This window comes from Streptomyces sp. NPDC008125 (assembly GCF_042957125.1).
GTDB lineage: Bacteria > Actinomycetota > Actinomycetes > Streptomycetales > Streptomycetaceae > Streptomyces.
In genome coordinates, this window is sequence record NZ_JBIBHR010000021.1 from 1 (window position 1) to 11,814 (window position 11,814).

An 11,814-nucleotide genomic window follows, 5' to 3' on the forward strand; every position below is an offset into this window, starting at 1 on the left:
GTACTGCAGGGGGGACCCTGTGGGAGAGTAGGACGCCGCCGAACAATTTTTCCGGGAGACCCCCGTGCCTTGTGGCACGGGGGTTTTCTGCGTTCTGAGCGTCTAGGCTCGAACCATGCGCTACGAACTGGTCATCTTCGACAACGACGGCGTGCTCGTCGACAGTGAGCCGATCTCCAACACGATCCTCGCCGCGTACCTGACCGAGCTCGGTCACCCCACCACGTACGAGGAATCCCTCCGCGACTACATGGGGTCCGCCGTGCACCGGGTGCACGATCTGGTCCTGGAGCGTACGGGCGGGAAATTGCCCGACGACTTCGAGACGACACTCAACGCCAGGCTGTTCGCGGCCTTCCAGGAAGAACTCGTCGTCGTCCCCGGAGTCGAAGACGTGCTGGAGTCACTCGTCGCGGAGGGCGTGGACTACTGCGTCGCCTCCTCCAGCAGCCACGAGCGGATTCGCGTCAGCCTCCGCAAGGCCGGGCTGGACCAGTGGTTCGAGGAGGAGTGGATCTTCAGCGCGGAGGACGTGGGCCGCGGCAAGCCCGCCCCGGACCTGTTCCTCCACGCGGCACGCTCGATGGGTGTCGCCCCCGAGCGGTGCGTCGTGGTCGAGGACAGTCCGCTGGGCGTCGAAGCGGCCAGGGCGGCGGGCATGGACGTCTACGGATTCACCTCGATGATGCCGGCGGACCGGCTCACCGGAGTGACCGGGCACTTCTCCGACATGGCCCAACTCCCCGGATTGCTCGCCTGATCCGTCTACCCACGGGTAGATCCTGGCCCTACGCTCCCGCCATGACAGATGCGCGGTTGCGGCACGGCAGGGGTTCGTTGGCGTTCAGCTTCTTCGTGCAAGGGGTGACCTTCGCACTGCTGGTGACGCGTATCCCCGCCATTCAGGACCAGTACGGGATATCCGACGGGCTGCTGCCCGTCTTCCTGGCCGCCGTGCCGATCCTCGCGGGGGTCGGCAGCGTGGTCACCGAGAAGGTGGTCGCGCGGGTGCGGCCCGGGACCGTCCTGCGCTGGGCGCAGCCCCTCGTCATGCTGGCCCTGCTCGGGGTCGGCGCGGGCGGCGCGGTGTGGCACGTGGCCGTCGCGCTCGCTCTCTTCGGGCTCTCCGTGGGGGCGCTCGACGCCTCCATGAACATGATGGGCGTCAGCCTGCAGCGGGCCTACGGCCGCAGCATCATGCTCGGCTTCCACGCGGTGTTCAGCCTCGGCGGGATCGTGGGGGCCTCGCTCTCCTGGGCCGGGGCGCACTGGGACCTCTCGCTCCTCGTCTCGTACCTCCCGGCGGTCGTCGTCCTGCTGCCCGCCGCGCTGATCGGCAGCCGGTGGTACGCGGAGGGCCTGGCCGCGGGGAAAGAGGGCGCGGGGGAGGGAGCGGCCGACGGGGAGGCCGCGGTCTCCGTACCGTTCCGGTTGCTGCTGCCGCTCTGCCTGGTGATGTGCTTCGCCTACATAGGTGACTCGACGGTCTCCAACTGGAGTGCCAAGTACCTGCAGGACGTGCTGGGGAGTTCGGAGCAGCTGTCGACGGTCCCGTACAACGTCTACATGGTGACGACGCTGCTGGGGCGGGCCGTGGGCGACATCGGGGTGCGGCGGGTCGGGGCGGCGGCCGTGGTGCGGGCGGGGTCGGTGGTGGCGGCCGTCGGGTTCGGGGTGGTGGCGGTGGCGCCCGACCCGTGGACCGGGATGGCGGGATTCACCCTCCTGGGGTTCGGGCTCTGTGTGATCGTGCCGCAGACCTTCGCGGCGGCCGGGCGGCTGTTCCCCGGCGCGAGCGATGTCGCGGTCGCCCGGCTGAACATCTTCAACTACGTCGGGTTCCTGGTCGGTTCGCCGCTCGTGGGGGCACTCGGCGACGCGTGGAACTACCGCGGGGCGATGGTGGTGCCGATGGTCCTGGTGCTGGTGACGCTCGTGTACGCCCGGTCGTTCGGCGGGGGCGGGGCCCGATACGGTGGCGGGCATGAGCGGGCGCGCACGGTTGATGTGGGATGACACGGTAACGGGATACGACTTCGGGCACGGCCATCCGATGGACCCGGTCCGGCTGGCCCTGACGATGGGGCTGGTGCGGGCGTTCGGGCTGGACGAGGCCGTGGACGTGCGGTCGGCGAAGGCCGCGGGGGACTCCACGCTGCGGCTCGTGCACCGGGCGGACTACGTGGCGGCGGTACGGGCCGCCTCGGCCGACCCCGCCGGCGCCGACCGGAACTACGGGCTCGGGACCACCGACGACCCCGCCTTCGCGGGGATGCACGAGGTCTCCGCGCTCATCGCCGGGCTCTCCGTGGGGGCCGCCGAGGCCGTGTGGCAGGGGGAGACCGCGCACGCGGTCAACTTCACCGGCGGGCTGCACCACGCGATGCCCGGGGCGGCAGCCGGGTTCTGTGTCTACAACGACCCGGCGCTCGCCATCGCCCGGCTGCTGGAACTCGGCGCCGAGCGTATCGCCTACGTGGACGTGGACGTGCACCACGGCGACGGGGTCCAGGCGGCGTTCTGGGACGACCCCCGGGTGCTGACCGTGTCGCTGCACGAGCACCCGCGCACCCTCTTCCCGCACAGTGGCTTCCCGCAGGAGACCGGCGGTGCGGCGGGAGAGGGCGGGGCGGTCAACGTGGCGCTGCCGGCCGGGACGGGCGACGCGGGGTGGCTGCGGGCCTTCCACGCGGTGGTGCCGGAGCTGATCGCCGACTTCCGGCCCCAGGTGCTGGTGAGCCAGCACGGGACGGACACCCACTTCGATGATCCCCTCGCCCACCTGGCGGTCACGCTGGACGCGCAGCGGGCGGTCATGGAGGCCTGCCACGCACTCGCGCACGCGCACGCCGAAGGCGGGCGGTGGGTGGCGCTGGGCGGTGGCGGGTACGCCGTCGTCGACGTGGTGCCGCGCGCGTGGACCCACCTCGTGGGGATCGCCGCGCATCGGCCGGTGGACCCGGAGTCGGTGATCCCGGCGTCCTGGCGGGACGAGGTCCAGGCGCGCACCCGGCAGCCAGGACCGGAGCGGATGACGGACGGCCGGACACCCCGCTGGCAGGCCTGGGAGTCGGGTTACGACCCGGTGGACCGACTGGACCAGGCGGTGCTGGCGACGCGTCGTGCCGCGTACCCGCTGCGTGGACTGCTCGCCTGAACAGGGCTGTGCGGCAACGGGGGTGACGCCGCGTCGGATGTGCGGCGTGCGGGCGTTACGCCAACGGAGCGTCAGTCATAGTGTTTTGACCCCCGCCGGGGGCCGGTGCGGCAGCATGGCAGGGGTGTTGAGCACCGGGGCGCTGCGCGCCCATCTGCTGGCGGCCCGGTTGGCGGGGCCCGTCGCCACCTCGCGCGAGAACAGTCTGCGCAGCTACCGGCTGTTCGCGGCGCAGGACCCCCGGGCGACCCTGGGCGTCCGCCCCGAGGGGGTCTGGGGCGAGCGGGAGGTGCTCGGGCTGATGGCCGAGCGGTGCGGCGTCTCGGGCGATCCCCGGCGCGTTTCGGGGGCCGACACGATCGACCCGGAGCGCACTCTCGCGGGGCTCGACGCGTTCGCGGAGCGGCTCGCCGAGGTCGCCGCGCGGCGGGCGTCGGTGCTGTTCGGCACGGGGCACCCGGAGCGGCTGGCCGGGTTCTACGCCGGGCTCGCAGACGCCCTGTCGGCGGCCGGCTGTACGGTCCTCACTCCCGCACGGGGCCGCAGTATCGACATGACGACTCGATTCGGCGTACGTACGCACCGGCTCGATTACGTACGCGGGGTCGCGTTCGTGCGGGAACCCGGCGCACGCGGCGGACCCGGGGGCCCGGGGGCGCACACCCACTCCCCGCTGCCCGTGCGGGCCGCTCTGGAGAGCGCGGCCGAGGGCGCGGACGGGCTGCCGGAGCTGGTGATCGGCGATCACGGATGGGCGTGCGGCGCAGGTCAGCTGGGCATCGAGGCGATGGGGCCGGCCGATGTGAACGACCCTGCGCTCTTCGTCGGTGAGGCGGAGGGCCGGGTCTCGGTCGCCGTACCCGTGGACGACGCCGTGGCGGCGGAGCACTACCTCCCGCTGACGCGCTATGTGCTCAATCGGGCCCGTCTGTCACAGTAGGCGCCCGATCGCCTCACCTCTTCCCCACTCGCATCACCCGCCCCTAATCTGGGCAGTGAGCGCACAACGACGAAGAGTCACCGGAGGGGAAGCCGGTGCGCGTCGCCTGCGGAAGGTACAGGTGGGTCATGGCTGCTGGGAGCGAGAGACCTCTGAACGAGGTCAAGTTTCTGACCGTGGCGGAAGTCGCCTCGGTCATGAGAGTGTCGAAGATGACCGTGTACCGCTTGGTGCACAGCGGTCATCTGCCGGCGATCCGGGTGGGCAGGTCGTTCCGGGTGCCCGAGCAAGCGGTTCACGAGTACCTCCGCGAATCCTTTGTGGGGGTCGAGTCGGCCTGACGTCTTTCCCTCGGATTACGTCCCTCACCAAGTGACGGGTAGGCTAGGCCGACGTAGGTCGTGTGGGCCCAGACGCCCCGCACCAGGATGAGAAGTGAGCGAGGGTAGTCGTGGGCTCTGTTATCAAGAAGCGGCGCAAGCGGATGGCCAAGAAGAAGCACCGCAAGCTGCTCAAGCGCACGCGCGTTCAGCGTCGCAACAAGAAGTAAGCGAACGCAGTTCGTGCCTCCGCAGCCCCTCCGCCGTCATGGCGGAGGGGCTGCGGTATTTTCCGGCCCGGTTTCCTCCCGGGGGCGTGCGGTGCCGTTTTTGCGGTGCCGTTTTCCGGCTCCGGGCGCGACGAGTTCGTCAAACCCCGCTCCGGGGAACGCGCAGGGAAACATCCACCCGCTACGGTGACCGGCAGAGGATGGCCCTTTTTCGCGGGCGTCCCGCCTCGCGGACCGACGGAAGGCGCTGATCTTGGGGAAGGTCGTGCTCGTCACAGGAGCGGCCCGGCAGCTGGGAGGCCGCTTCGTGCGGCGCGTCCAGCGCGAGCCCGGTGTGGACCGGGTGATCGCCGTCGACGCCGCGGAGCCCGGGCACAGTCTCGGCGACGCGGTGTTCGTACGCGCCGACATCCGGCAGCCCGCCATCGCGCGGGTGCTCGCGGAGCACTCGGTGGACACGGTGGTCCACCTGAACGTCTCGGGCAAGGCGCTCGGCGCGACCGGCCGGACGGTGATCAAGGAGACCAACGTCATCGGCACCATGCAGCTGCTCGGTGCCTGCCAGAAGTCGCCCACCGTCCAGCGCCTGGTGGTGAAGTCCAGCACCAGCGTCTACGGCTCCGCCCCGCGCGACCCGGCCGTCTTCACCGAGACGACCCCGCCGAAGTCGCTGCCGAGCGGCGGCTTCGCCAAGGACGCGGTCGAGGTCGAGGGGTACGTACGCGGCTTCGCCCGGCGCCGCCCGGACGTCGCGGTCTGCGTGCTGCGCTTCGCCAACATCCTCGGCCCGATGCCGGACTCCCCGCTCGCGGACTACCTCGCGCTGCCCGTACTGCCGACCGTCCTCGGCTACGACCCCCGGCTCCAGTTCGTCCACGAGGACGACGTGGTCGACGTGCTGGGCATCGCGGCGGGCGAACCGCGGCGGGGCACCCTCAACAGCGGCACCTTCAACATCGCGGGCGACGGGGTGCTGCTGCTCTCGCAGTGCGCGCGGCGCCTCGGCCGGCCGACGGTCCCGGTGCTGCTGCCGGCCGTCACCTGGGTCGGCTCGGCGCTCCGCGCGGTCGGCATGACGGACTTCTCGCCGGAACAGATCCGGCTGCTCACCCACGGCAGGGTCGTCTCCACCACGCAGATGTACGAGACGCTGGGCTTCAGCCCCGGGTTCACCACGGCGGAGACCTTCGCGGAGTACGCCCGCAGCCGCGGCCCCGGGCTGCTGCCGCCGGAGGCGGTGGGCCGCGCGGTCGACCGCCTCGCAACGCTGCCGCTAGCAGGTCCGGCCCGCCGGAGCCGGCCGGCCGTCCCGACGGCGGCCCTGAAGGCACACACGCAGACGACGCACGGCGCCAGGTAGAGGAGCGCATCGACGATGGCGGACGCCAAGGTCATTCCGTTCGACGACGACCGGTCCCGGTCCCCGGGCGCGGGCGGGTCACGCTCCGCGCGCCGCCGTACCGGCTCCGGCAACGGCCCGGCCGCCGGGCGGGCCGAGGGCACCGCGGCGCCCGTGAGCGCCCTGCCGGGCGCCCAGGTGCCCGGACAGGGACGCGCGGGTGCCGAGCCGCCCCAGGACGCGCGTGGCCCTCAGGAGGGGGCGGCGGCGCGGGAGGAGCGGAAGACGCGCGGGAGTACGGAGCGCGGCGACTGGGACCGGCGGATCGCGGGCGGACTCGCCTTCCTGCGACGGCGGGTGACAGGCGATTACGAAGTGGACGAGTTCGGCTACGACGAGGAGCTCACCGACCAGGTCCTGATGTCGCTGCTGCGGCCCCTCGCCGACACATACTTCCGCGTCGAGGTGAAGGGCATCGAGAACATCCCGGCGGACGGCGGCGCGCTCGTCGTCGCCAACCACTCCGGGACCCTGCCGCTCGACGGGCTGATGCTCCAGGTCGCCGTGCACGACCACCACCCGGCCGAACGCCACCTGCGGCTGCTCGCCGCCGACCTCGTCTTCCGGCTGCCGGTCGTCAACGAACTCGCCAGGAAGGCCGGGCACACCCTGGCCTGCGCGGAGGACGCCCAGCGGCTCCTCGAACTCGGCGAGATCGTCGGGGTGATGCCGGAGGGCTTCAAGGGACTCGGCAAACCCTTCGGCGACCGGTACAAGCTCCAGCGTTTCGGCCGGGGCGGGTTCGTCTCCACCGCGCTGCGCGCCGGGGTGCCGATCGTGCCGTGCTCGATCGTCGGCGCCGAGGAGATCTACCCCATGCTCGGCAACGCGAAGACCGTCGCCCGGCTGCTCGGCTTCCCGTACTTCCCGGTCACCCCGACCTTCCCCTGGCTCGGCCCGCTCGGCTTGGTGCCGCTGCCGACGAAGTGGACCATCCAGTTCGGCGAGCCCATCCCGACGGACGGCTACCCGCCGGAGGCGGCCGAGGACCCGATGCTGATGTTCAACCTCACCGACCAGGTACGCGAACAGATCCAGCACACGCTCTACAAACTGCTGGTGCAGCGCCGCTCGGTGTTCTTCTGAGCCGTCCCGAAGGCGGCCGGTCGCAGCCGGGGGAGCGGGCGGCCGGTGTCGATCCGGATGCCCTCTCCCGTCTGCCGGACGGACGGCGCCGCTGTCGCCCCACACCCTCACGGGTGTCGGGACACGCTCTACTCGTCGGCGTCCTCCGCGCTGATGCCCAGGCCGGGGAGGAGGCCCGGCAGCAGCGGCGGCAGGGTGACGTCCGGCGTGGCCGAGCTGTCGGCACCACCCGGGGTGTCGGAGCCGTCCGAGCTCGACGGCGTACCGCCGTCCGTCGGCAGGCCGTCGAGCAGGCCGCTCGTCCCACCGCCGAGGAGACCCTCCGACGACTCCGGCGACGCCGAACCCGAGGGCGCGGGGGAGCCGCCCTTGGCCGAGGCCGCGGAGGAGGGCGCCGACGAGGGTGCGGTGGAGGGGGAGGTCCGCGAGGAACCGCCGTCACGCCGGGGAACCCCGGACCGCTCCGAGGTGCCCCCGACGCTCCTGTCCGGCGTGCGCGGCAGCAGCGACTCCAGCGGCGCGACCTCTTCGTCTATGGCCGCCAGCACCGAGCTGACCTTGTCCCCGACGTCGGTGAGCTGGACGGGCAGCTTGTCACGCAGGCTGCTCCAGCTGTCGCGGTGCGAACGGGAGAACGAGTCCAGGGTCTGGATGGGCCCCAGAGTGCCCTCGCGTTCGTACGCGGCGTGGAGCAGCCGGTGCCCCTCGGAGGCGTCGTGCGACATCCCGCTGAGGGCCCGCCGGATCTCGCCCAGCGACTCGTGGTCCAGGTGGCCGGAACGGCCGCGCTCCATCAGGCGGCGCGCCTCGTTGAGCCGGGTCGAGGCCTGGTCGAGGAAGGCCTCGCCGCGGTCGGTGTCGCTGTCGGCCATGGAGCGCTGGATGTCCTCCATGCCCCGCTTGAGGCCGTACAGCGAGTCACCGGGGAGGGCGTCGGAGCTGGCGGCGGCCACGCCACCGAACGCGCCCGCCGCGACACCCACGGTCAGCCCGCCGGCCGTGAGCCCCTTCGCCCAGCGGGAGCGGGGGCGGAGCTTGCGGAGCGGGGAGGCCCGGTGGGCTCCCCCGGGGCGTTGCTCGGGCACCGTAGGGCCCGTGGACGCACCGCCCTCGGCGAACATCGCCTCCATGGCGGCGACGAGCTGGGCTCGCTGCACCACTTTGACTTCGGGATCGAACTGCGGCGACGGCAGTTCACCGAGGCCGTTCGCCAGGGCCAACAGTGCTCCGTGGTCGGCCTGCTCGGCCGGCTCCTCGGGCTGTACGGCCGCCGCACCCTGGGGGGACTGCTCCTCCAGGGCCTGGGCGAAGGCGTTCGCCCGCCGGTGTGCCGAAACGTTTGCGATCACTGGCGGCACCTCCTCTCGTCATGACGGTCGACTCCCCTGGGGGTCCGGAAGGTTGTACACCCGGAGTCGATGCCACTCGATGGAGTGAGCGACGCCGGTCGAGGTGTAGCTACAGGGGGCCTGCATCCGGCACAACGAGCGGCGCGGCACTTGGGTTACGGACGAAAGATGATCGGACCAGTGCGTCATGAACGTGACAGGTCGGACGGCGGAACCGCGCCCTGCGGGGGCCGTCCGGCGACGGGGCCGCGTCAGCGGACGTCGTCCGGCAAGAGACGGGCGAGCGTGCGCACGGCCCGGTACTGGAGGGTCTTGATCGCGCCCTCGTTCTTGCCCATCACCCGGGCCGTCTCGGCGACCGAGAGCCCTTGCAGGAACCGGAGCGTGACGCACTCCTGCTGCTGCGGGTTGAGGCGCCGCACCGCCTGGAGCAGCGCGGCGTTGGAGAGGGATTCCAGCACGGAGTCCTCGGGGGAGCGCTCGACCTCGTTGGCGTCGAGCATCTCGCCGGTGGTCACCTCCAGCCGGAAGCGGCTGGACTTGAAGTGGTCGGCGACGAGGTTGCGCGCGATGGTGACCAGCCAGGCGCCGAAGTCGCGGCCCTGCCAGGTGAAGGTGGAGATGCGGCGCAGCGCGCGGAGGAAGGTCTCGCTGGTGAGGTCCTCCGCCGTGGCCTTGCCGCCCACGCGGTAGTAGATGTAGCGGTACACGGTGTCGCTGTACTGGTCGTAGAGGCGTCCGAAGGCGTCGGCCTCGCCGGCCTGTGCGCGTTCGACGAGGTCCATCATGCGCGCGCTGTCGCTGTCGGCGGTCGGGCGGCGCACGGTGGAGGCCGACGCCGATGGTGACGACGCCGACGATGCCGACGACGACGCGGGCGGGGTGGAGGACGCGGCCGAGACGGCGCGGTTGCCGCGTCTTCCGACCACCGCACCGCGTTCCGCCAGGGCATAGCAAGGACCGGCAGGTGCGGGTGCAGGGGTGGCGAGCGCGGGTACGGCGTACGCGGTGGGGACGAAGCCGCGCAAGCGGTCGAGGACCGTTGCACGCAGCGTAGCCAGGCCCGAGGCGTCAACCCCGACGTGTGGGTACACGGGACTCCCAGAGGCAGAGCTTCCATCACGAGCAGTTCGAAAGCCGTCACCTTTTGTAGGGGGTGGCGGGCTCCATCATGCGTTTGAGGAGAATAACGCTTCGTACAGGCGGCACTACACCGAGTTGCTAAAATCACCGGTTGCGTCAGTTCTCGTATCGCTCGGTGACTATTGCGATCGCAGATGGTGACCGGTTATTGATCGAATTGCTTCGCGTTCTGTCCCTGCTCGGTACCGGTTGTGGTCGCTCGCCGTCCGTCGGCCCGTCGCGGGGCGGGCGGGGCGGGGCGGGCGGCGCGGGGGTTCCGCCGGCCTTCCCCCCGGGGCGGCCCTCCCCGGCGGTCCCGGGCGTGGCCCGGCTCGATCGCGTCCGCGCCGAGGGGGAGCGCGGGGCGCACGAGGGCGCGCGGGCGGAGTGTTCGGAGGGGGCTGGCCAGGCGCACAGGTGTCCGTGCCGAGGGCCGTTCCCGACAGCCGTCGACGGAGGTGTGCCCGGAGGCCGTGCGTATGTGCGGAGGTGCGGAGGTGCGGAGGTGCTGGGATGCGGACGCGAGGTGGTGCGGACGCGCGGACGCCCGCGCGCACGGGCGTTCGGCGGGGCGAACGGCGGGTGGGCGCGGGCGGAGCGGTCGGACGGGGTGGTGGGCCGCGGGGGCGGCGGGCGGCGGCGGGCCGATGCCGACGGGTCAGCGGGTCAGCGGCGGCGGCGGTGCAGGGCGACGGCGGCGACGGTGCCGCCGGCCAGCGCGCCGACCCCGGCGGCGGCCGGGAGCGCGACCTGCGCGGCCTTGCGCCCGGTGCGGTAGTCGCGCAGCCGCCAGTCGTGGGCGCGGGCGTGCTTGCGGAGCTTGGCGTCGGGGTTGATCGCGTAGGGGTGGCCGACCAGCGAGAGCATCGGGATGTCGTTGTGCGAGTCGCTGTACGCGGCACAGCGCCGGAGGTCCAGGCCCTCGCCCGCCGCCAGGGCGCGTACCGCCTCGGCCTTGGCGGGGCCGTGCAGCGGTTCGCCGACCAGGCGGCCGGTGTAGACGCCGTCGACGGACTCGGCGACCGTGCCGAGCGCGCCGGTGAGGCCGAGCCGGCGGGCGATGATCGTGGCGGTCTCCACCGGGGCGGCGGTGACCAGCCAGACCTTCTGGCCGGCGTCGAGGTGCGCCTGGGCGAGGGCACGGGTGCCGGGCCAGATGCGGTCGGCCATGTACTCGTCGTAGATCTCCTCGCCGATGGACATCAGCTCGGAGACGCGGTGTCCCTTGACGATGGAGAGCGCGCTGTCGCGGGCGTCCTGCATGTGTTCCGGGTCTTCCACGCCGGCCAGCCGGAACCACGCCTGCTGCCAGGCGAAGCGGGTCAGTTCGCGCCGCTGGAAGAACTTCCGCTTGTAGAGGCCCCGGCCGAAGTGGAAGAGGGCGGCGCCCTGCATCACGGTGTTGTCGAGGTCGAAGAAGGCGGCGGCGCGGTCGTCGCCGGCCACCGGGAACGCGGGTTCCTCGGGTGCGCCCCGGTCCGCTTCGAGGAGGGTGCCGCCGTCCCCGCCCAGCGTCGCCTTGCGGGCGGCCTCGGCCGCAGCCTCGCCCGCCAGCACGCTCCGTGCGGTGGCGGGGCGCCTGCGAGGTGTGAGCCATCCAAGAGAGGCCATGCGGCGAGCATAACCATGTCGCCGGGCACTTCTGGTCCCGCCGGGTTCCGTGGGCGTGAACTCTCCGGGGCCCGGCCGTGACGCGGACGTGCCGGGCGGCGGTTCCGGTCGTGCCGCGGCCGTGCTCCCCCGGCGTCCCCGCACCGCCGCGGCCGTGTCCCGGCCGCGCGGAAACGGTGCGCGGTGGTGTCGGTGCGGGGCCCGCCGGGCGGAGAATGGGGCCATGAGTGCCCTGCTGCGTCGTACGAAGAAGAAGCCCGCCGACCGGGTCGTCACGCTCCTCGGGAAGCCGGGCTGCCACCTCTGCGAGGACGCGAGGGCCGTGGTGGACGCGGTGTGCGCGGAGACCGGCGCGGCGCTGGAGGAGAAGGACATCACGCGGGACGAGGCGCTGTACGCGCGGTACTGGGAGCAGATCCCGGTGGTGCTGATCGACGGGGAGCAGCACACCTTCTGGCGGGTCGACCCGAAGCGGCTGCGCACGGCGCTGGGTGCCTGAACCGTTTCCGCGGGTCGGGCGCCGCGCGGGGCCGGACACGGCACTGGGTGCCTGAGTCAACGATTTTCGCGTACCATCATGGGCGTTTTGAGTGGTCTCGG

General features: G+C 72.2%; 12 protein-coding genes. 9 read left to right on the forward strand and 3 right to left on the reverse strand.

Annotated features, from left to right (window positions below; all coding sequences use genetic code 11):
• The first annotated feature begins 115 nt into the window (after positions 1-115).
• From ACFZAX_RS29020 to ACFZAX_RS29055, 8 genes are all read left to right on the forward strand, one after another.
• A complete protein-coding gene (locus tag ACFZAX_RS29020; RefSeq protein WP_390965259.1) occupies positions 116-760 on the forward strand; it encodes an HAD-IA family hydrolase in 645 nt (214 codons plus the stop codon).
• A gap of 41 nt (positions 761-801) precedes the next feature.
• The gene (locus tag ACFZAX_RS29025; RefSeq protein ID WP_390965260.1) at positions 802-2,016 is read left to right on the forward strand and encodes an MFS transporter; all 1,215 of its coding nucleotides are present in this window, start codon (positions 802-804) and stop codon (positions 2,014-2,016) included.
• Positions 1,985-3,157: an acetoin utilization protein AcuC gene (locus ACFZAX_RS29030; RefSeq protein ID WP_390965261.1), complete on the forward strand. Its 1,173-nt coding sequence runs from the start codon at positions 1,985-1,987 to the stop codon at positions 3,155-3,157. Before ACFZAX_RS29025 ends, ACFZAX_RS29030 begins: the two co-directional genes overlap by 32 nt.
• A gap of 124 nt (positions 3,158-3,281) precedes the next feature.
• Positions 3,282-4,097, forward strand: a complete 816-nt coding sequence (locus ACFZAX_RS29035; RefSeq protein ID WP_390965386.1) for a phosphatase — start codon at positions 3,282-3,284, stop codon at positions 4,095-4,097.
• A 128-nt stretch (positions 4,098-4,225) separates the two neighbouring features.
• Positions 4,226-4,438, forward strand: a complete 213-nt coding sequence (locus ACFZAX_RS29040; protein WP_014046653.1) for a helix-turn-helix domain-containing protein — start codon at positions 4,226-4,228, stop codon at positions 4,436-4,438.
• 110 nt (positions 4,439-4,548) lie between these two features.
• Positions 4,549-4,647 carry a 30S ribosomal protein bS22 gene (locus ACFZAX_RS29045; protein WP_003948845.1) on the forward strand — a complete coding sequence of 33 codons (99 nt, stop codon included), beginning with the start codon at positions 4,549-4,551 and terminating at the stop codon, positions 4,645-4,647.
• Positions 4,648-4,900: 253 nt separating this feature from the next.
• Positions 4,901-6,007, forward strand: coding sequence for an NAD-dependent epimerase/dehydratase family protein (locus ACFZAX_RS29050; RefSeq protein ID WP_390965262.1), 1,107 nt, complete (start codon positions 4,901-4,903; stop codon positions 6,005-6,007).
• Positions 6,008-6,022: 15 nt separating this feature from the next.
• Positions 6,023-7,132 (forward strand): 1-acyl-sn-glycerol-3-phosphate acyltransferase, encoded by a 1,110-nt coding sequence (locus ACFZAX_RS29055; RefSeq protein WP_390965263.1) that lies wholly within the window; start codon positions 6,023-6,025, stop codon positions 7,130-7,132.
• A gap of 128 nt (positions 7,133-7,260) precedes the next feature.
• On the opposite strand, the gene ACFZAX_RS29060 is transcribed toward ACFZAX_RS29055, so the two are convergent.
• From ACFZAX_RS29060 to ACFZAX_RS29070, 3 genes are all read right to left on the reverse strand, one after another.
• Complete coding sequence (locus tag ACFZAX_RS29060) at positions 7,261-8,481, reverse strand: DUF5667 domain-containing protein (protein ID WP_390965264.1); 1,221 nt, start codon at positions 8,479-8,481, stop codon at positions 7,261-7,263.
• 251 nt (positions 8,482-8,732) lie between these two features.
• On the reverse strand, positions 8,733-9,575 hold the full coding sequence (locus ACFZAX_RS29065; RefSeq protein WP_390965265.1) for an ECF subfamily RNA polymerase sigma factor, BldN family: 843 nt from the start codon (positions 9,573-9,575) through the stop codon (positions 8,733-8,735).
• Between the two features lie 694 nt (positions 9,576-10,269).
• Positions 10,270-11,214 carry an HAD-IB family hydrolase gene (locus ACFZAX_RS29070; protein WP_390965266.1) on the reverse strand — a complete coding sequence of 315 codons (945 nt, stop codon included), beginning with the start codon at positions 11,212-11,214 and terminating at the stop codon, positions 10,270-10,272.
• 223 nt (positions 11,215-11,437) lie between these two features.
• Here ACFZAX_RS29070 and ACFZAX_RS29075 point away from each other — a divergent pair, with 223 nt between their 5' ends.
• A complete protein-coding gene (locus tag ACFZAX_RS29075; RefSeq protein WP_390965267.1) occupies positions 11,438-11,713 on the forward strand; it encodes a glutaredoxin family protein in 276 nt (91 codons plus the stop codon).
• Positions 11,714-11,814 lie beyond the last annotated feature (101 nt).